Raw genomic sequence first — 18,414 nt, forward strand, 5'->3', positions numbered from 1 at the left:
ATTCGTACCGGCGCGACAGTGCGGCCGGGCTATGCCAGGCTCTGGGCGGTCGCGACGATGGCGTCCTCGTTGGATCGCGGCGTCCAACCTAGTTCAAGGCGTGCCTTTTCAGCTGTGACCGCTCGGTGTTTGCCGAGCTCGTACAACCGGCTGCGGACGGCGCGGTCGACCAGCCCGGAGGCGCGTACCAGCGGGCTGGGCTGGGTCCGCCGGGGCACCCGCTCGCGGAGCACACCCGCGATGTCGCTCATCCAGGCGAAATCGCCCGCAGCGAGGTAACGCTGGCCGGCCGCGCGAGGGTCCGTCATCGCCAACAGGTGCAGGGCGGCGACGTCGCGGACGTCCACCAGCGGCCAGCCGAATCTGGCCAGCCCGGGCAGTGACCCTTCCAGCAGGCGGGCGATGATGTCGATGGAGGCCGACCGGTCCGGCCCCAGGACCGCGCCCGGGCAGATGGTGACCAGCTCAAGCGCATGGCCCTGCTGCTCCATCCAGGTCCACGCCGCCCGTTCGGCGATGGTCTTGGAGCGTTCGTAACCCGATTGGTCGGACCGGTTCGTCTCATCCGACCAGTCCGCTTCGGTGAACGGCTTTTCGCGCCCGCCTCGGCCGTAGGCCACCGCCGCGGTGGAGGAGGTCATCACCACCCGCCTGACCCCGGCCTCACGTGCGGTGGCCAGCACCCACAGGGTCCCATTACGCGCGGGTTGCACCAATTCGGCGTCGTTTTTCGGGCTCACCGATGGAAACGGCGAGGCGATGTGCAGCCCGTAGGTGCAGCCGGTCGCCGCCCAGACCGGACTCGCGCCGCGCGCGTCGTGACATTCTGGCCGCCCGGGAGGCAGGTCGTTTCGTCGTCGGCGATCCGGAGGTCGCCCTGGCCTGTGTCGGCGGAGCGTTGCTCGGCGTTCTCGACCTTGGCGTCACCAGCAGTGCCACACCGGACGCCCTCGACCGGGCCGCCGACCAACTGGCGCTCTACCTGCTTTCCATGTTCGACGTTCCGCGGGATGACGCCGAGCGCATCTGCGCCCGCCACCTCTCCACCGTCTCCGGGTGGGCCGGATCCCGCTGACCGCTCTTCGCCAGCGGTGACGGTGCAGGACCCACCCCCCCCCCGGTGCCGACGTAGGGGGATGTACCGCGGGAGCCTTCGCCGTCTCTACCGGCGAAACCAGTCGTGAAGATAGAAGATAGGTGACCCAACACCGCTCACCGCAGGTCAGCCGAAGTCAGCGCCCCGGGTCACCCCACCAGCCAGGACACCCGCCGTGGCGATCCTGCCTGGACGCCTGCGAGCGGTGGTTTACATGCCGGCCACCGGGGCACATCGTTCCGTCGAACCTTGCAGATGATGCCGTGACGTCCTGCTAATGACCGCCATGGGCGGCAGGTCAGGTGGCCGGAGAGAAGTCGGAGATTGCGTTGGCCAGCTCGGTGGGCGCCTCCAGGGGGATCAGGTGTCCGGTGCTCGGGATCACCAACAACTGTGCGCCTGGCAGGTAGGGGATCAGGTTTTGTTGCAGGACCTCGAGGGGCTCGACGTGGTCGTTCTCCCCGGCGATGACCAGGGTGGGGACGTCCACCAGTTGGGTGCGTTCGGAGATGTCCTGGGCGATTCCTCGTAAGGGCCACTCGGTGCGGGCGGCGTCGGCGCTGGACCGGGAGTCGGTCACGATCTGTGCCTTGAGCTCGTCGGAAAGCGCTCCTGCGGTCAGAATGTTGTCGCGCGCGGCCGCCGTTGACTCTTCGCTGTCATAAGCGTGCGAGAGCTGTTCCCGGTACCCGGTCGTGATCTGCGCCCCGGCCCTGGCCGGTCCTGATCCCACCAGGATGAGCCCGCGGAGACCGGCGGGGCGGGTGCCGGCCACCAGTTGTGCGACCTTGCCGCCCATCGAATGACCAACGAGCACATAGTCACGGGCGCCGGCATCGTCCAGCACGGAGAGGGTGTCGGCGGCGAGTTGACTCAGTGTGTACGGGCCGGGAAGGCCCCGGGACCGGCCCCACCCGCGGAAGTCCATGGTCAGAACATCGTGGTCGGCGAGGCGGTCGGCGACAAGAGTCCACGTACGCGCCGAACCGCCCCAGTAGTGAAGGAACACCAGCGTGGGCCCGCTCCCCCGGCGGTGGTCGTAAGCGGGTAGGACCTGCTGCTCGGCGGCGTGCATAATCGCTCCTCTGATGATATTCACAGTGTGTGCTCTTGGTGTCTATTGCACCGCAGGCCCGAGGCTGGCGCAGCGGTCGGAATGGACCGCCGGTAGTGGAAAGTGGACATGTCAAAGATTCGGCAGCTGACCTGGCAACCTGCCGGTGCGGTGGCGCGCCCGGTCGAGGTGATGACATTCGACCGGCTCCGCAAGCTCAACGACGGTAGAACGCAACGGGCCGACTTCCACGTCCTGGCCGTCATCCAAGCCGGGCACGGATCGGTCTCGATCGACTTCTCCAGCTATCTGCTCATTGCGCGGACCGCGATATGGATCGCGCCTGGCGCCGTGCACCGTTGGGATCAAATGGCCGACGTGGCAGGCCACGTCGTGCTGTTCGTCCCTACCGCCCCGGTCACACCCGCCACCCGGAAGCTCGTCGCAGCGCCGGACCTGGTCGCCGGATGGCGCATCCCGGTCGATCAGTGGGAGCTGGTGGCGGCCGCGATGACCCACCTTCGGCTTGAGGCATCTGCGGCACCGACTGGCCCAACGACCGAACTCCTCGAAATCCTGGTGTCGGCACTCGTGGCTCGGCTCAGGCCGCCGCCAGCCAGGGCTCGCCCCGAGAACACCATCTTCCGGTTGTTCCGCTGCCACGTCGAGGCCCACTTCCGCGTTCACCACGACGCCGGCTACTACGCCCAGGTCATGGGCTATGCGCCGCGGACCCTGTCCAGGGCCGTTCAGCAAGCTACCGGCCAGACGGCGAAGACCTACCTCACCGACCGTCTCGTGTTGGAAGCTCAACGGCTGCTTGCCCACGACCGGCTCACCACCAGCAGATGCGCCTCCGAACTCGGCTTCCTGGACGCCTCCAGCTTTTCGGTGTTCTTCCGCAACGCCACCGGACAACGCCCCGGCTCATGGCAGACAACCAGTTTCACCCGCTAACCCCCGACCCCTCGGGACCAGATCAGCAGCTATCTTCATCTGCCCTGATGGGGTATCCCCCCGTCAGAAGTGGTTCGCGGGTTGCGGGGTTGACCCCTGCAGGCGGCGTTTTCTCGGCCTGAGCCGAGCGACGTCCGGCGGCGACCAATGGTGCCGGCCGCGGAGCATGCCGGATCGACCACTGGCATGCAGCGGTCTATCGGCGCGGTCGGACGGGGGTTCGGTGTCAGTTCTGGACGGTGGGCCGGATGGTGATATCGCCGATCTCGACGTCGTGGGGCTGCTCGATCGCGAAGGCGACGGCGCGGGCCACGGCATCGGCACCGATACCGATCTCGGCCATCCGGCGCTGGCCCTGCTCCCGGACGTCCGGATCGTTCACGTGATCAAGGAGCTCGGTACGGACGAAGCCGGGTGAGATCGAGGTGGTGCGCAGGACGCCATCGGTGGACTCCTGACGCAACGCCTCCAGCAGCGTGCGGACAGCGTTCTTGGTGCCGGCGTACACCGCCTGCGTCGGCACGATCTTGAGCCCAGAGGTCGAAATGATCGACACCAGATGCCCGCGGCCCTGACGACGGAAGATCGGCAGCGCCGCGGCGATTCCGTGCAACACACCACGCAGGTTGACATCGATCATCGCGTCCCAACCGTCGACGTCCAGCTCGTCCACCGGGCCGGTCCTAGCAATTCCAGCGTTGCTGACCAGCACGTCCAGACGCCCGAACTGCTCGACCGCGGCGCCCACCAGCCGGTCGAGATCCACTCGCCGGGTGACGTCCACCGGTTCGATGGCGACCCGGCCGCCGGCGTCCGCGATCCGGGTTGCCAACCCCTGCAGGCGATCCGTGCGGCGCGCGCCGAGCACTACCGCCGCGCCGCGGCCGGCGAGTTCCAACGCAATCGCCTCACCGATGCCGCTGCTTGCTCCGGTGATGGCACAGACCTTGCCAGCAACTCCACTCATGCCACACGCTCCCTCGTCTACACTCGCGGACAGTTGTCCGCTACGGCCCGACAGTACTGGACAACTGTCCACTTGAGAAGGAAGGACCATCGGGTGACTCGAGCGCAACGCGCCGACGCCGTCGACAACCGAGATCGCATCGTCGCCGCGGCGCGCAGCGCGCTGGCGCGCTCCAACGGCGCAGCCGACGAGCTCAAATTGCACCTCGTCGCCAAGGCAGCCGGGGTGGGTCAGGGCACCCTCTACCGGCACTTCCCGACCCGTGAGCACCTGCTTGCCCAGGTCTACCAGCAGGAGATGCATGAACTGATGGACTCGGCCTCCGCGTTGCTGGCGAAGTTGCCCCCGTTCGAGGCTCTGACGCAGTGGCTGGACCGCATCGTGGACTACGCGCGGGTCAAGCGCGGCGTGATCGCGGCGATCGAGGCGACTGCTTGGCAGGGTCTGTATGCCGATCACCACGACCGATTCGACCAGGCCCTGGACGACATGCTCGATCGCGCAAAAGAATCAGGCGATGTCCGTAGCGACGTCGACGCAACCGATGTGATCCTGCTGCTCGGAGCGCTGACCCGCGTGCCGCCAGCCGAGTGGGAGGCCCGGTCCAGGAAGGCCGTTGCGGTCATTCTTCAAGGCCTGCGCACCTGGTGATCACGCGAGAACCGCGCGTTGGAGATTCTCCTGCACTCTGTCCGATAACTGAAGAATAATTCGAGAACAAGTTGTAAACCTGCCCGATACGAAGCTTGGGTTAATTTTCAAGCTGCTGCCCTACAAACCCGAGCTGCGCGAGGTGTGTTCGCCGCCAACGAGATGCGCGACAGCGCCGCCCGCTACAACGGCGCGTTGCAGGCGGCGTACTTTATCATCGCCATCCGAGCTGTCGGGCTCGCGGCCGGCCCCATGATCGGCTTCGACGACGCCGCCGTTGACTCCGAGTTTTTCCCCGACACCACGTGGCGTTCGCATCTCGTGGTCAACATTGGCACCCCCGGTCCCGGCGCCTGGTTCGATCGCCTACCTCGCCTCAGCTACGACGACGCCGTCCACCACGCGTAGGAGCCCGCGACCAGTCGATCAATCAAAGACGACGCCAGCATCGCAGGAGTCCTGACAAAGATCACAACAACCGGCCGCCGAGATCATGGGAACGCCGCTCCGAGCACCATCGGGGGACATTGGCACGCCTGTGGACCTCCGCCGGGCACGAGGTGACCGCACTGGGGCATCACGGTGGGGACGCCGCCGACGCCGACGTCGTGCTGCTCGCCGTACCTGGGTGCCCGGTGACGGATCGTCTACGGAAGGACCCTGCGGCCTCGATTTCGCCAAGCAGTGTGAGCCGGTCGCGGACTTTGTCGGCGATGGCGGTCAGTGTCGCCAGCTCCCCGGGGGTGAGCTGATCGATGACCGCTGAGCGGACGTCGGCGACATGTTGCGGGGCAGCCGCTTCGATCAGTTCGCTACCTCGCGAAGTCATGCAGACCACCGCGCCCCGCCGGTCCTCCAGGCATCGCACGCGCGAGACCAGGCCCCGAGTCTGCATCCGGCCCAGGTGCTGCGACAGCCGACCCTTGTCCCAGCGCAGCAGATGGGAGAGCTCGAACGGGCGCAACCGACCTTGGGCTGCTTCCGAGAGATGGGCCAAAACCTGGAAGTCGGCGTGCGACAGGTCGCATCGATTGCGCAGCTGCCGATCGATGAACTCCCCGAGGCCCTCCTGCATGGCCATCAGGCTGCGCCAGGCCCGCTGTTCCCGATCGTCGAGCCACCTCATTTCGGTCATGGATGTCAATCTAGCCAGCGTTTGGTTGAGGTGTGACCAAGATGGGCGTAGCGTTTAGTTCACACGTAAACCATCGGGCCCGGCAATACGGCGTCGGCGCCGTATCCGCAACCATCGACCGAAGGAGACCGAGATGAAGATTGTGACCATAGGGCGAGGGACGATCGGTGGGGGCCTGGCCAAGCTCTGGCGGACGGCGGGCCACCAGGTTGATGAGCTCGGCCGGGACAGTGGGGATGTCTCCGCTGCCGACGTCGTGCTGATCGCGGTGCCCGGCGCGAAGATCTCGTCGGCGCTGAGCGCGGTGACCGGCCTGGAGGGAAAGATCGCGATCGACGCGACGAACATCCTGCCCGAGCGTCATGGCAGCTTCCCGTCCTACGCCCAGGAGGTGAAGTCCTTCACCCGCGCCCCCGTCGCCAAGAGCTTCAACATGAATTTTGGGGGGCTTTTCGACAAGGTGCGCGAACAAAGGGTGCGACCGAGCAACTGCTACGTCGCCGACGAGGGCGCCCGTGAGATTACCGAGCAGCTCATCCGGGACGCCGGCTACGACCCGGTGCACGTCGGTGATCTGTCCCGGGCCCGCGACCTGGAGGACGCCGCCGCCCGGCTGCTCATGGGCGTTCAGCCGGTCGGTGGGGTGTTCTACCGGTTCGCTGTGCCCGGAGAGCTCTGAGCAGACACGGGCTGATACCCCAATGTTTTCAAACAACCGGTAGATGAGGAAGCAATCAATGAAAGCCGCAATCGTTTCAGGTCCGAATCAGACACCGATATACGGTGAGTTCGACGAACCCAAACCGCAAGATGGGGCGACGGTCATCCACGTGGCGGCCTCCGCGCTGTCCAACGCCACCCGGGCGCGGGCGGCGGGCACGCACTACTCGATGACCGGCGGGTTCCCCCTGGTACCCGGCCTGGACGGCGTCGGTCGGACCGGGAGCGGCGCTCGCGTCGCGTTCCTGCTGCCGGAAGCACCCTTCGGTGGCATGGCCGAGAAGACGCTGGTACGGGACGCGCTGTGCCTACCGGTTCCGGACGGGGTCAGCGACGTGCTCGCCGCGGCGATCCTCAACCCGGGTCAGTCGCCGATCGGTGCGCTCCGCACCCGCGCGGGGCTACAACGCGGCGAAACCGTCCTTATCAACGGTGCGACCGGCACCACCGGGCAGGTCGCCGTCCAGATCGCCAAACACCTCGGCGCCGCCCGGGTGATCGTCACCGGCCGCAGCTCCGAGGCACTGGCTAGGCTCATCGAGCTGGGCGCCGATACCACCATCGACCTCACCGCCGATCCCGAAGACGTCCAGGACGCGCTGGCAGCGCGTTTCGCCGACGGCGGCATCGACATCGTTTTAGACTACCTTTCCGGCCCACCCACCCAGACCGTGCTGGCCGCTATCGCCAGTGGTCACAAAGCGGCCAAACCGGTCCGCTACGTCATCGCCGGCACCTCGGCGGGCGCGGCGACCAACGTGCCGACCAGCGTGCTGGGCTCCGCCTCCGTCGTCCTCATGGGCGCCGGGATCAGCGCAGTGCGGGTCCCGGAGATCCTGCAGGCTTCCGCCGAGGCTCTGCAGATCGCCGACTCCGCGAACCTGCAGATCGAGGTCATCCAGGTACCGCTGGCCCGGGTCGAGCAGGCCTGGGTCTCCGACTACGGCCGCAGCCGCGTCGTGTTCACCACCTGAGAATGTGAAGTTGCACGGTAAGTGGTTCTGGCTCAAGTTGCGGCCGCCCCGGGCATCCCCTGCCCAGTAGCAACGAACAGCCGCACCCACGCTGGGCCCACACCTAGCAGCGCGCCTCCGACCGTGAATACCGCCGGACGGCGATCGAGTATCCGGTAGATGCGAAGACCCTTCGTGGCTCTTCGCAGTTGACGGTGTAGGGGTGGGCGCGTCGGTCGCCAGTTGAGGGTCGAGGTCTTCCGATGATGGAGGTTCCTACGCCGCCCATTCGGAAGACCTCGACGTGTCTGACGCCACTTCTGTGGCCCTGACCTCGATAGCTTCTGTCTGCTGGACCACGCGGTGCTGCGGCACACCCCACGATAGCTAGCGGCCGAGGATCGATCTTGTCTTCGCGGTTCATCGACGAATGCTTAGCGGGCCTTACTATTGTCGGAGATCAGGCGAACGCGGTTGTGTGGTTCTGGACCCAGGTGCGGAACGATCGCGGTGCGTTGCCGGTGAGGTTGGAGACGTCGTCGGTGAGAATGCCGGCGCGGCTCAGCTTGAAAAGTTCGTCGAGGTTTTGCCGGGCAGCAGCCATTTGCGGAGCCGTCCCCCTCTGAATGCTGCGCTGAGCTTCTTCTTCGGGCGTCGAGGCGACAAATTCCAGTGGCCGGTCGAGAACTTCGGACAGGATTGCGGTCTGCTCACTGGGGGACAGGGCCTCGGGCCCGGTGACGAAGTAGCCGTGGCCGACATGGCCAGGCTGGGTGAGCGCGACGGCCGCAACGGCCGCGACGTCGTAAGGGTCGACAACGCCGATCTTTCCCGGCTCGGTGCTGTCGATGACCTGCCCGGACTCGCGGATCGTGGGAGCCCACCACTGCGCGTTGGACATGAGTCCGTTGGCGTACACATAGGTGACGTCGAGATCGGAGGCGCGGAACACGTCGTCCCGGGCGGTGATGAACGCCCCGATCGTGGGCGCGGGGTGCAGTCGCGTTCCGACCGAGGACAGCACAACGACCCGCTTTACGCCCACGGAGCGGACGCCGTCGATGAATGCTTGCGCCTGTGCGGGTATGGGAGCGAGTTGCATGAAGAACACCCCGTCGACACCGTCCGCGGCCGCGGCCAGACTTGCTGGGTCCTCGAGGCTGCCGACGGCGATCGAGACGCCCGGGGGCAGCACCGCTGCGCGGGATGCGTCGCGGACCAGTGCGCGCACTTTCTGTCCTTGGTCCAGGAGGTGCTCGACCAGCTCACCTCCGACGTTGCCTGTAGCGCCGATTACGAGATACATGGTTGTTCCTTTCGTTGGGGTTACTGCGCTTATTGGGGTTGCTACCTCGGTGAGATTGTTGAAGCGAGTTACCAGGGCAGTTCGCCGTCGCGGTCTCGGTAGGTGCCGCTCGGGCCGCCTTCGTCTGCGAAGGCAAAGGTGATGATGGCGTCGGTGCCGTCTTGGACGGAGTGGCCGCGCTGTCCGCTGAGGTCCGTGGCGGTCATGCCGGGGTCGGCGATGTTGATGCGGATGTGGGGGAGCAGCCGCGCGTACCGGACGGTGAGCATGTTGATGGCGGCCTTGGAGGCCGCGTAGAGCGGCGTGCCGGCGGTCGCTTCGATCCGGTCTAGATCATGGAAAAGGCCGAAGGAACCGATTCCGCTGCTGACGTTAACGATCCGCGGATCCGGGGACGTCTCGAGCAGGGGCAGGAAAGCGTGCATGACGCGGACGTATCCTGCGACGTTGGTCAGGAGCACTTCTGAGATGTCTGCGGCGGTGTAGTCGTGGACGTCGCGCAGCGGCCCGGTGATGCCGGCGTTGTTGACGAGCAGGTCGAGGTGTCCTTCCGCCAGCTGCACGAGGTCAGCGACGTGGGCGACGGACTCGTCGCTTCCGACGTCGAGCACAATCGGTGTCGCACCGACTTCGGCGGCGGCTGCTCGGCCTCGTTCCTGGTCCCGTGCGGCCAAGTAGACCCGATACCCGCCGTCGACGAGGCGACGAACAGTTTCCAAGCCGACGCCCTTGTTCGCACCGGTCACCAACGCGATCCGCGGTGTCCCTGCAAATTGCTGTGTCATGAGACAAGTTTCGCTGGGCGCGAAGGAATCGGCGTGGCCCAATCTGTCCCACCCTGGCCGCGCTAAAACTGGCGACAATAATGGCATGAGCGAATCTTCGGAACTGGGTGCGATGCTGCGAGCATGGCGGGGGCGCATCCAACCGCACGATGTCGGCTCCCCCTTCGGACGCGGGTCGGACAAGACACCAGGACTTCGACGTGAGGAAGTGGCGTGGCTCGCCGGGGTATCGGCGGACTACGTGAAGCGCCTGGAGCAGGGGCGATCCCACCCGAGCCGTAGCGTCATCCGCGCACTCGCCCGTGCCCTGCGCCTCTCGGACGCGGAATACGAGCTGGCCTGTCGTCTTGCCGGACACGCCAGCCACTTTCAGGCCGAGGTCCCGCAGCACATCACCCCGAGCGTGCAACGACTCCTCGACCGGCTTCCCGACGTCCCGATCGCCGTCTTCGACGCCGCGTGGACGCGAGTCGAACAGAACGCGCTCTGGTCCGCAGTGACCGGAGACGAACGCGAGCGGCCCCACCGAGGCGCCAACCTCGTGTGGCGGACCTTCCTCGGTAAGTCCGGGCCCGTGCGTCACCCGAATCCGGAAGCGTACAAACACTCTCTAGTCGCGGACCTTCGGGAGGTCACCGCCCGCTACCCAAACGATGACGACCTGGCCGCAATGGTTCGAGACCTACTTTCCTCCAGCGCAGAGTTCAACAAGATCTGGGGCCACGCGGGCGTTGGCCGCCACGGCGGAGTGAGCAAGATCATCGATCACCCGATGGTCGGGTCGATCGAGCTGGATTGCGACGTGCTCTCCGTTCACGGTTCGGACCTGAGAATCATCGTGTTCACCGCTCCACCCCGATCATCGGCAAGCGAGTCCCTTCGTCTCCTGTCCGTCATCGGAACAGAAACCGCTTCTTCGCAGTCGGCGCCGAGCGCGTCAGTCGCCGGTTGAGGGTCGAGGTCTTCCGATGATGGAGGTTCCTACGCCGCCCATCCGGAAGACCTCGACGGGCCTGGCTGCTGCGCGAATGGCTCGACCGGGAGATCGGTGGCCTTCAAGAATCCAGCGACCTCTTACATCGCAAGCCCTACTCAACCGGGCAGGGTGCGCACACGTCGCGGTCGCACAGTCGGCATAGGCGGCGCGTCGCATCAACATTTACGGTGGTGGTGCGCAGCATGGAATCGACTAGGAGGGCCAGCGCGTGCACGTCGGTTTCGGGACGGGCGCCGAGCAGCTTGCTGACGGCGTGGGCTCGGGCAGCAGCCAATGTCCGTTCCGCTCGTCGCCCGGCCTGTGTGGGTTCCAAGCGAAGGGTGCGGCCTGTTCCGTGTTCGCGGCGTACCCAGTCGAGCTATTGCAGTCGGTCGACGAGGCGAACCGTTCCGGGGTGGGTCAGGTTCAGGACCCGGCGAAGCTCCACGATGCTCAACCCAGGATCGGCGACGATCGCGGCCGGTGCTGCGCCGATTAGGCCTGTGAATCCTCGATCTATTTGGCACCATTTCCGGCTCTTTCTGGCACCGTTTCCGAACTCACGTACGAGCAGCGACCGTTACGGCGCCACGCCGATCGAGGTCACCGGCCACCGTGAGCTGGCACCCGGCCGGCGGCTCATCATCCCCCGCGACGCTCCCCGGCTGCCCCGGCCGTTGCCCTGTTACCTGCCGCCGGACGCCGACCGGCGGCAGGCCGCCGCGCTCGGTGAATCGGGAAACCGGCTCCGCGCCGACGCCCTGCTGCTGGCTCGGGCGACCGGGCTGCGGATCGGCGAACTCGTCGATCACGCAGTCCAGTTCCTGAGGTCCCGGCGCGGGGGCCTGGCTGAAGATGCCGTTGGGCAAGCTGGACGCCGAACGGATGGTGCCGCTGGACCCGAAAACGGTCGATTGGTCGACCGGATCACAGAGCACCACGAAACCATCGAAGGCAACCAGCACGTCGATCGGGACGCGCAGTTCAGGTATCTGGCCGACCGGGCCACCGCGTTCACCGCTGCCGGTGATCCGGTGATCTCGGTCGATACGAAGAAGAAGGAGCTCATCGGGAACTTCACCGCCAGTGGTCGGGAATGGGAACCGCAGGGCGAACCCCACGCAGACTCTGGTCCATGACTTCGTCGACAGGAAGCTGGGAAGGTGGCGCCGTACGGGGTGTACGACATCGCCGCGAACACCGGTTGGGTGAACGTCGGCACCGACGCCGACACCGGCCAGTTCGCCGTCGAATCGATACGCCGGTGGTGGAACACCATGGGCGCCAGCACCTATCCCGACGCCAGCAGGCTGCTGGCGCCAGAGCCAGCGGGACCCATACCGCCAGCACTAGGGGCACCGCCCGGAGCAGCTGATGGGAAAGGGCGACCGCGGCCGGTCGAACCGGCCGACAAGTGGGCAGCACGAAAAGAACGTGGATCGATCATTGGGGAGCCTCCAAGGCACTCCGGCCGTACGAAGCAGCTCATTGCGGGCCGCTAATATGGTCGTCAAGGCGCGGCAGGGGGACGCCGTGGGCGTCACCCTTAAGGGTACATCCCCACGTCTTCGAAGCGACGATCAACGTCGCGCAAACGGCTCTAAAGGCGACACTTACACCGCTGAAGGTGACGGCCAGTCGTCAAATCTCCACGATTGAGCTGAGCACGGAAGACGTGACGACAGCTGCCCAATCCTCAAACATCACCTGGGTGGTGCTGGTACGGCCTTTCCACCCGCTCCTGGGCGGCGGCGGAGACGACGATCAGCCGGCCCCCGATCGGGCGAACCAGATCAGACTGGCCACGCAGAGTGCGAGGCCGAACCACACCAGTTCCTCTCGAGCCGAGTGTGGACCCGACCTCTTCTACCCAGGTTGATCACGTCTACATCGTTCCATCGGCGGACCCAGGTGAGTTCCCCTACTGCCATCATCGCTGGTCAGGGGGGCGTCCCCCGGAGCCAATCGGCAGGGGTCTCGTCACCCGTCAGGCTAAATTCGGACTGAGCATAAGTAGCCTGCGGCTTACTTCCTGTTCATGTTCGGGTACCAGGTCACCCTCCACGACCGCGCCTGACAGGCCCGACGGCGGCGACCGATCGCAGTTGTCGATGCCGCGGCGGCGCCCGAGGCCCCCTGCCGACCCCCATTCACGGACCGCGAGTGGCCGAACCATCGACCGACGGGGGTGCAGAATCGGCAACGACACGCCCGGAGCGCGCCCGGAACAACCCGTTTGGCGTGTCAGAGTGTGACCAGTGTTACTCCTGTGACTGGAGTGACGGGTCGGATCCGACATCGCCCTGGGGAGACACCGTGACCGCTTGGGAACGCGCCGCACACCGCCTTGCCGACGCGCGTCGCCGGCATCCGTTGGCGGTGATGCCGGGCCACGTGCTGTCGCCGATGGACGCCCAGCAGACCGTGAGCATCAGCCGCGACGTGATCGCCTCGTGCGAGCCGAAGGTCCACAGCCCGCGTCGCTGAGACCGCCCGACACGGACCGGCCGATGAGTGGGCGGGCGCGGTCTTCGTCGATCAGGCCTGGTGGAGGGTGATGACCGACGTGCGGTCCGGGTACGGCAAGGTCGGGGTGAGCCCGCCGAAGGCCCGTTCGGGCAACCCGGACTCCGCGATCGCCGTGCGGTAGCGGGCACGGTGGGAGTTGTCGAACACGATGATGCCGTCCGGGGCCACCCGCGTGCGAGCTACCCGCAGGCATTCCTCGCGGGCCCGGCCGTCGATGACGACGATGTCGAACATTCCCTCGACACCGTCGATGGCATGCACGTAGTCGTGGAAGTCCAGGTCGGTACTGCCGGGCTTGGCCGATCCGACCCGCGGGCTGCTCGATCTCGGCGCCGGCACCTCCAGAAAAGTCACGTTGCCCAGCTTCGCCAGTTCGGGACGCATCATGGCAGCGAAGCCCTGGTGGTGCTCGACGGAGCACACTTCGTCGACCCTCTTCGCCAACCAGAACGTGCTGGCGCCGGATCCGTACTCGAACACCCGGATGGGCCGCGGGCGCGCCTGCAGCCAGGCGTCCACCTCGTCGATCGCCTTGTACGTCCACCAGGGCACATCCAGCTCGGCGATGCCCAGCGAGTTGTGCACCCTGGAGAGGCTGGCCAGCCAATGCTTGATGCGACGCTCTCGCGGGGGGACGGTCGCAGGGAGGATCCTGGTGGCAACCAGCGCCTTTCCCGCAGCGCGGGCAACCGCTGCGTACAGACTCTTGGCACGCCACGCCCACGTACCTCGCGCCGACGTGGCTCCGGTGGATGCACTTCTGTCCTCTGGTACTGCCTGCGTCACGAGCACTCCTTCTGGTTCGCCGATCGTCGATGATGTCATGGTGACGCCGCGGATCCGGCAGGCCTCGTGGCGGTCGTCGCTACCTTCTCTCCGGTCTGCGGTGGACGCTTGCCCTGTCGCGTGAGTGCCGCGGCGCCGGCGAGCCCGTCCACCAGGATGAGGAACACCCGGCACAGCGCCGCCACCGCGAAAGCGGGACCATCCGCCAGACCGCTGATGGCGACGAACAGCACCTCCCGCACCCCGGCCCCGGCGGGGACGGGGATCGCGAGGAGACCGACCACCCAGGCGACGATCGCGGCGAACGCCACCCTGGACGGCTGCTGGTCGAGGCCGAGCGCTGCAGTGACGACGACCGCCTGGGCGCCGATGAAGATCCAGACCGGCAGCGCGGCGGCGACCAGACCGAGCATGGTGCCCCACGACCGGGGCTGCAGGTCGAGCTTGCCCTTGGTGACCTTGCGGGCCAGCGCGAGGAACCGGCCGACGACGGCCGGATGCACCCCGATGATCCCGATGGGGATCAGCAACAACACCAGCATCTCGAGACCGAACCGTCCGCCGCCGAAGGCGAAGAAGAGGGTCAGGATTCCTGCCACGAAAGCGCCGCCGACACACAGCAGCCCCAGCGAGAGCAGGGTGGTGGCGTAGGCGATCGGCCGCGGGACTCCCTGTCGGCGGGCGAGCTCGCCGCGGCCGACGACCGGCCAGATCCCGCCGGGCAGGTACTTGCCGAGCTCGCCGCCGAAGAACCAGCCGGTGGTCCTGCCGAAACCGCGTCGCTCCCCGAACACCGCGAGCGCACGCCACCACAGGAACGCCTGCGCCCAGACGCCGAGACCGCCCAGCACGAAGCCCGCGATCAGCAACGGGATGTTCGCTTCGGCGACCGCGGCGCGCACGGCGGACCACTCCTGGACGATCACCTTCACGCACAGGAAGATCGCCAGCAGGGCGATGCCGATGCCGAGCACCTTGACCGCGACGAGGAGCATCTTCCGCCGGCCGCTGGGAGCGTCGACCGGCTCCGGCTCCGGCTCCACGATCTCGACCGCGTCCTCGACGGACGGGTCGGCGGGCTGCGACGGGTCGGTGCTTCCGGTCGGATCGTCGGATCCGGGGCGATCTGCGTGCTCGGTCATCGTGGAGCGACCTTACCGGCACCGGGTTCCTGCGGCCGTGGGCTCACCAGGAGCAGAGGATCAGGTCAGGTGTTCGCGGCCGTCCGCCTTGAGGGCGTCGACGATCTTCTTGACGTCCTGCGCCCGCTCGCGAGTGGTGACCAGGAGCGCATCGGGGGTGTCGACGACGACCACGTCGGAGAGGCCGAGCACGACGACGGTGCGACCGGTGGAGGTGGACACCAGACCGTCGGCGTCGTGCATCAGCACAGCGCCGGCATCGCCGAGCACCTTGGTTCCGGGCAGCCCGGCAGCATCGGCCAGAAGTGGGGCGAGAGAAGCGAAATCACCGACGTCGTCCCAGTCGAAGGTGCCTGCGACCACGGCCACGATGCCGTCGGCAGCGGCCGGCTCGGCGACGGCGTGGTCGATCGCGATCTTCGTCAGCGAGGGCCACACCTCCTGCAGCGTTTCCGGAGCGGCGGCGATCGCCTGCAGACCGGCGGCGAGCAGGGGCTGGTACTTCGCGAGCAGCTCCAGCAGCACTGTTGCCTTGACCACGAACATGCCGGCGTTCCAGCGATAGCCCCCCTGCGCGAGGTAGCCGGCGGCAGTGTCGACGTCCGGCTTCTCGACGAACGAGGTGACAGCGGCCGCGTGCGGCGCACCGGCCACGTCCAGCGCCTCACCGGCCTGGATGTAGCCGAAACCTGTTGCGGCATAGGAGGGTTCGATGCCGATGGTCACCAGTCGGCCGGTCCGCGCCACCGCGATCGCCTCGCGGACGCAGTCCCGGTAGGAGTCCTCGTCGCTGATCACGTGGTCTGCGGCGAAGGAGCCGATGATCGCCTCGGGATCGCGGGCCGCGATCAGTGCCGCGGCCAACCCGATGGCCGGCATCGAGTCCCGCGGCGAGGGCTCCGCGACCACCAGATCGGCTGCCAGCTCCGGCAGCTGGGCGCGCACCGCGTCCGCATGCTTGACGCCGGTGACGACCATCATCCGATCCCCGGACAGCGGAGCGAGCCGGTCACGGGTTGCCTGCAGGAGCGATCGGCCGGTACCGGTCAGGTCGTGCAGGAACTTCGGCGCCGACGACCGCGACAGCGGCCACAACCGGGTTCCGGCCCCACCAGCCGGAATCACCGCCCAGAAATCGGGTTCCACCACCCGCTGCTGCACACCGCCCTGCTGCACACCGTCCTGCTGCACACCGTCCGTCATCCCAGCTCCTTCTCATCACTCGCGCCCACGGCGCCGGGACCGGCTGTCCCCGCGGGGGCCATGTCGACCTGCACCATCCTGCTGACCAACTCGTCGAACGACACCGTCGGCTCCCACCCCAGCACGGTCCGGGCCCGGCTCGCATCGCCGGTGAGCTCGACTGCGTCGACCGGCCGGAAGAACGCCGGATCGACCTGCACGTACTGCTCCCACCCGTGCACCCCGGCAGCGGTGAAGGCCGCCCCGACGAACTCGCGCACCGAGTGCGAGACACCGGTCGCGATGACGTAGTCGTCGGGCGTGTCGAGCTGCACCGCCCGCACCATCGCATCGACATAGTCCGGCGCCCATCCCCAGTCACGCCGGGCATCCAGGTTGCCCAGCAGCAGCGGCGTGCGGTCGCCCGCGGCGATCCTGGCAGCGGCGGCCGTGATCTTGCGGGTGACGAACTGGGTGGGTCGCCGCGGCGACTCGTGGTTGTAGAGGATCACCGACCCTGCGTGCATGCCGCGCTCGCGGTAGACCTTCGTCAGATGGTGTGCGTAGGCCTTGGCGGCACCGTAGGGCGTCACCGGCATGATCGGGGTGTCCTCGTTCTGCACCCGGGCCGTCGGGTTGCCGAAGATCTCCGCGCTGGAAGCCTGCAGGAACCGCACCGGATGCCCGGCGGCCGTCAGCTCCCAGGCGCTGTGCAGCATCGCGGCGACGGTCAGCGCGTTGATCCTGGCCGTGAGCAATGGATCGACCCACGACTGGGCCACCGAGGTGAGCCCGCCGAGGTTGTAGATCTGCTCTGGCGCCAGCTCACGGATCAGCTCTGCCGTGGAGTCGGGGTCGCCGAGATCGCCCAGGTGCAGACGGACCCCGGGCGTGCGACGCACCAACTCGTCGGTCGCGGCGTCGTCGCCCCGGACCAGACCGTGGATCTCGGCGCCGCGGGCAACGAGCTGGTCGGCGAGGTAGCCCCCGTCCTGACCGGTGATGCCGGTCACCAGCACCTTCGGCCCGCCGCCGCGGTGCTCGGATGCCATCTTCGGACTAGGCCCCTGCCTGCGCCGACTGCTGCGCGACGTCGGAGTCGACCATCATGTTCACCAGCTCGGGGAACGTGACGGTGGGCTCCCAGCCCAGCTTCTCCTTGGCCTTGGCCGGATCGCCGATCAGCAGATCTACTTCGGCCGGACGGAAGAACTGCGGGTCGATGTAGACGTGCTTGTCCCAGTCCTCGATGCCCACCCGGGCGAAGGAGAGATCCAGCAGCTCGCGGATGGAGTGCGTCTCACCGGTGGCGACCACGTAGTCGTCGCCCTCAGGAGCCTGCGTCATCCGCCACATGGCATCGACGTAGTCGCCGGCAAAACCCCAGTCGCGCTTGGCATCCAGGTTGCCGAGCGAGATCTGATCCTGCAGGCCGAGGGAGATCCGGGCGACGGCCTGGGTCACCTTGCGGGTGACGAACTCCGGCCCGCGACGCGGCGACTCGTGGTTGAACAGGATGCCCGAGCTGGCGTGCATGCCGTAGGACTCGCGGTAGTTGATGGTCATGTAATGCCCGTAGACCTTGGCGACGCCGTAGGGCGACCGCGGCCACAGCAGGGTGGACTCGCGCTGCGGGACGTCCTGGACCTTGCCGAACATCTCGGAGCTGGAGGCCTGGTAGAAGCGGACCTTGCCGATGTCGGTGCCGGCGTACAACCGGATCGCCTCCAGCATGTTCAGGACCGCGTTGCCGGTGACCTGGGTCGTGAGGTGGGCGTTCTCCCACGAGTACGCGACGAAGGAGATGGCGCCCAGGTTGTAGACCTCGTCGGGCTGCGACACGTTCAGCGCACGCATCACACTGGACAGGTCGGTGATGTCGCCGGTGAGGAGCTTCACACCGGGAACTTCCTTCTCCACCAACGCCCGCTTCGGGTTGTTCTGGCCACGGATCAGGCCGTAGACGTCGTAGCCCTTACCGAGCAGCAGCTCCGCGAGATAGAGGCCGTCCTGGCCGGTGATTCCGGTGATCAAAGCGGTGGGCATAGCACTCCTCGGTCGGCTGCCGGCGGGGTCCGGTCGATGTCGCCAGTGGGTCTGGTCGGCGCTCGCCACCGGTGTCCGGCCGGCCGGCGGACCACCGAAATCGGTGCTCGCCCGGACGAATGCGGACAC

General features: G+C 67.0%; 19 protein-coding genes and 1 pseudogene. 9 read left to right on the forward strand and 11 right to left on the reverse strand.

All coding sequences use genetic code 11. From position 1 onward, the window contains the following. Nucleotides 1-29: 29 nt before the first annotated feature. Nucleotides 30-845: an NAD-dependent epimerase/dehydratase family protein gene (locus ABLG96_RS15435; RefSeq protein ID WP_353651536.1), complete on the reverse strand. Its 816-nt coding sequence runs from the start codon at nt 843-845 to the stop codon at nt 30-32. On the opposite strand from ABLG96_RS15435, the gene ABLG96_RS15440 reads away from it, so the two are divergent. Further along, nucleotides 743-1,075: a hypothetical protein gene (locus ABLG96_RS15440; RefSeq protein ID WP_353648230.1), complete on the forward strand. Its 333-nt coding sequence runs from the start codon at nt 743-745 to the stop codon at nt 1,073-1,075. The two genes, ABLG96_RS15435 and ABLG96_RS15440, sit on opposite strands and share 103 nt — an antisense overlap. Before the next feature lie 319 nt (nt 1,076-1,394). Here the strand turns inward: ABLG96_RS15440 and ABLG96_RS15445 are convergent, their stop codons facing one another. Next, nucleotides 1,395-2,171, reverse strand: coding sequence for an alpha/beta hydrolase (locus ABLG96_RS15445; RefSeq protein ID WP_353648231.1), 777 nt, complete (start codon nt 2,169-2,171; stop codon nt 1,395-1,397). Nucleotides 2,172-2,279: 108 nt separating this feature from the next. Between ABLG96_RS15445 and ABLG96_RS15450 the strand changes: the two genes are divergently transcribed. Then, the gene (locus ABLG96_RS15450; protein WP_353648232.1) at nt 2,280-3,107 is read left to right on the forward strand and encodes a helix-turn-helix transcriptional regulator; all 828 of its coding nucleotides are present in this window, start codon (nt 2,280-2,282) and stop codon (nt 3,105-3,107) included. Between the two features lie 226 nt (nt 3,108-3,333). Here ABLG96_RS15450 and ABLG96_RS15455 read toward each other — a convergent pair whose 3' ends face one another. Continuing rightward, nucleotides 3,334-4,074 (reverse strand): SDR family oxidoreductase, encoded by a 741-nt coding sequence (locus ABLG96_RS15455; protein ID WP_353648233.1) that lies wholly within the window; start codon nt 4,072-4,074, stop codon nt 3,334-3,336. A 93-nt stretch (nt 4,075-4,167) separates the two neighbouring features. Between ABLG96_RS15455 and ABLG96_RS15460 the strand changes: the two genes are divergently transcribed. Together ABLG96_RS15460 and ABLG96_RS15465 are read left to right on the forward strand one after the other, a co-directional pair. Further along, complete coding sequence (locus tag ABLG96_RS15460) at nt 4,168-4,725, forward strand: TetR/AcrR family transcriptional regulator (protein ID WP_353648234.1); 558 nt, start codon at nt 4,168-4,170, stop codon at nt 4,723-4,725. A gap of 144 nt (nt 4,726-4,869) precedes the next feature. Beyond that, complete coding sequence (locus ABLG96_RS15465; protein ID WP_353648235.1) at nt 4,870-5,133, forward strand: hypothetical protein; 264 nt, start codon at nt 4,870-4,872, stop codon at nt 5,131-5,133. A 169-nt stretch (nt 5,134-5,302) separates the two neighbouring features. Here ABLG96_RS15465 and ABLG96_RS15470 read toward each other — a convergent pair whose 3' ends face one another. Further along, nucleotides 5,303-5,860 carry a MarR family winged helix-turn-helix transcriptional regulator gene (locus tag ABLG96_RS15470; protein ID WP_353648236.1) on the reverse strand — a complete coding sequence of 186 codons (558 nt, stop codon included), beginning with the start codon at nt 5,858-5,860 and terminating at the stop codon, nt 5,303-5,305. 133 nt (nt 5,861-5,993) lie between these two features. Between ABLG96_RS15470 and ABLG96_RS15475 the strand changes: the two genes are divergently transcribed. Both ABLG96_RS15475 and ABLG96_RS15480 read left to right on the forward strand, forming a co-directional pair. Continuing rightward, entirely contained in the window at nt 5,994-6,539 is a 546-nt protein-coding gene (locus ABLG96_RS15475; RefSeq protein WP_353648237.1) for a dinucleotide-binding protein, read from the forward strand. 151 nt (nt 6,540-6,690) lie between these two features. Beyond that, nucleotides 6,691-7,554 carry a zinc-binding dehydrogenase gene (locus ABLG96_RS15480; protein ID WP_353648238.1) on the forward strand — a complete coding sequence of 288 codons (864 nt, stop codon included), beginning with the start codon at nt 6,691-6,693 and terminating at the stop codon, nt 7,552-7,554. A 439-nt stretch (nt 7,555-7,993) separates the two neighbouring features. Here ABLG96_RS15480 and ABLG96_RS15485 read toward each other — a convergent pair whose 3' ends face one another. Then, nucleotides 7,994-8,839: an NAD(P)H-binding protein gene (locus tag ABLG96_RS15485; protein WP_353648239.1), complete on the reverse strand. Its 846-nt coding sequence runs from the start codon at nt 8,837-8,839 to the stop codon at nt 7,994-7,996. 68 nt (nt 8,840-8,907) lie between these two features. Continuing rightward, complete coding sequence (locus ABLG96_RS15490) at nt 8,908-9,624, reverse strand: SDR family NAD(P)-dependent oxidoreductase (protein ID WP_353648240.1); 717 nt, start codon at nt 9,622-9,624, stop codon at nt 8,908-8,910. Between the two features lie 85 nt (nt 9,625-9,709). Here ABLG96_RS15490 and ABLG96_RS15495 point away from each other — a divergent pair, with 85 nt between their 5' ends. From ABLG96_RS15495 to ABLG96_RS15505, 3 genes and pseudogenes are all read left to right on the forward strand, one after another. Further along, on the forward strand, nt 9,710-10,576 hold the full coding sequence (locus ABLG96_RS15495) for a helix-turn-helix transcriptional regulator (protein WP_353648241.1): 867 nt from the start codon (nt 9,710-9,712) through the stop codon (nt 10,574-10,576). Nucleotides 10,577-11,544: 968 nt separating this feature from the next. Then, nucleotides 11,545-11,916 (forward strand): annotated as a pseudogene (locus ABLG96_RS15500) (ISAzo13 family transposase); the annotation flags it as partial. A 1,000-nt stretch (nt 11,917-12,916) separates the two neighbouring features. Further along, complete coding sequence (locus ABLG96_RS15505) at nt 12,917-13,087, forward strand: hypothetical protein (protein WP_353648242.1); 171 nt, start codon at nt 12,917-12,919, stop codon at nt 13,085-13,087. 51 nt (nt 13,088-13,138) lie between these two features. Here the strand turns inward: ABLG96_RS15505 and ABLG96_RS15510 are convergent, their stop codons facing one another. Genes ABLG96_RS15510 through ABLG96_RS15530 form a run of 5 tightly spaced genes read right to left on the reverse strand, consistent with a single transcriptional unit; the run spans nt 13,139 to nt 18,285 of the window. After that, nucleotides 13,139-13,915, reverse strand: coding sequence for a class I SAM-dependent methyltransferase (locus tag ABLG96_RS15510; protein WP_353648243.1), 777 nt, complete (start codon nt 13,913-13,915; stop codon nt 13,139-13,141). A 35-nt stretch (nt 13,916-13,950) separates the two neighbouring features. Continuing rightward, on the reverse strand, nt 13,951-15,057 hold the full coding sequence (locus ABLG96_RS15515; RefSeq protein ID WP_353648244.1) for a lysylphosphatidylglycerol synthase transmembrane domain-containing protein: 1,107 nt from the start codon (nt 15,055-15,057) through the stop codon (nt 13,951-13,953). 60 nt (nt 15,058-15,117) lie between these two features. Beyond that, nucleotides 15,118-16,260, reverse strand: a complete 1,143-nt coding sequence (locus ABLG96_RS15520; RefSeq protein WP_353648245.1) for a mannose-1-phosphate guanylyltransferase — start codon at nt 16,258-16,260, stop codon at nt 15,118-15,120. Then, nucleotides 16,257-17,291, reverse strand: coding sequence for a GDP-mannose 4,6-dehydratase (locus ABLG96_RS15525; RefSeq protein ID WP_353648246.1), 1,035 nt, complete (start codon nt 17,289-17,291; stop codon nt 16,257-16,259). Before ABLG96_RS15525 ends, ABLG96_RS15520 begins: the two co-directional genes overlap by 4 nt. A 7-nt stretch (nt 17,292-17,298) precedes the next feature. Continuing rightward, complete coding sequence (locus ABLG96_RS15530; RefSeq protein WP_353648247.1) at nt 17,299-18,285, reverse strand: GDP-mannose 4,6-dehydratase; 987 nt, start codon at nt 18,283-18,285, stop codon at nt 17,299-17,301. Between the last annotated feature and the right edge of the window lie 129 nt (nt 18,286-18,414).

It is taken from the genome of Nakamurella sp. A5-74 (assembly GCF_040438885.1).
Classification (GTDB): domain Bacteria; phylum Actinomycetota; class Actinomycetes; order Mycobacteriales; family Nakamurellaceae; genus Nakamurella.

Excerpts from the sequence above, each read along its gene's own strand:
- ABLG96_RS15455 (WP_353648233.1), bottom strand. The coding sequence starts at position 4,074 with ATGAGTGGAGTTGCTGGCAAGGTCTGTGCCATCACCGGAGCAAGCAGC.
- ABLG96_RS15450 (WP_353648232.1), top strand. The coding sequence starts at position 2,280 with ATGTCAAAGATTCGGCAGCTGACCTGGCAACCTGCCGGTGCGGTGGCG.
- ABLG96_RS15515 (WP_353648244.1), bottom strand. The coding sequence starts at position 15,057 with ATGACCGAGCACGCAGATCGCCCCGGATCCGACGATCCGACCGGAAGC.
- ABLG96_RS15470 (WP_353648236.1), bottom strand. The coding sequence starts at position 5,860 with ATGACCGAAATGAGGTGGCTCGACGATCGGGAACAGCGGGCCTGGCGC.
- ABLG96_RS15520 (WP_353648245.1), bottom strand. The coding sequence starts at position 16,260 with ATGACGGACGGTGTGCAGCAGGACGGTGTGCAGCAGGGCGGTGTGCAG.
- ABLG96_RS15525 (WP_353648246.1), bottom strand. The coding sequence starts at position 17,291 with ATGGCATCCGAGCACCGCGGCGGCGGGCCGAAGGTGCTGGTGACCGGC.
- ABLG96_RS15475 (WP_353648237.1), top strand. The coding sequence starts at position 5,994 with ATGAAGATTGTGACCATAGGGCGAGGGACGATCGGTGGGGGCCTGGCC.
- ABLG96_RS15530 (WP_353648247.1), bottom strand. The coding sequence starts at position 18,285 with ATGCCCACCGCTTTGATCACCGGAATCACCGGCCAGGACGGCCTCTAT.
- ABLG96_RS15440 (WP_353648230.1), top strand. The coding sequence starts at position 743 with ATGGAAACGGCGAGGCGATGTGCAGCCCGTAGGTGCAGCCGGTCGCCG.
- ABLG96_RS15490 (WP_353648240.1), bottom strand. The coding sequence starts at position 9,624 with ATGACACAGCAATTTGCAGGGACACCGCGGATCGCGTTGGTGACCGGT.
- ABLG96_RS15495 (WP_353648241.1), top strand. The coding sequence starts at position 9,710 with ATGAGCGAATCTTCGGAACTGGGTGCGATGCTGCGAGCATGGCGGGGG.
- ABLG96_RS15445 (WP_353648231.1), bottom strand. The coding sequence starts at position 2,171 with ATGCACGCCGCCGAGCAGCAGGTCCTACCCGCTTACGACCACCGCCGG.
- ABLG96_RS15485 (WP_353648239.1), bottom strand. The coding sequence starts at position 8,839 with ATGTATCTCGTAATCGGCGCTACAGGCAACGTCGGAGGTGAGCTGGTC.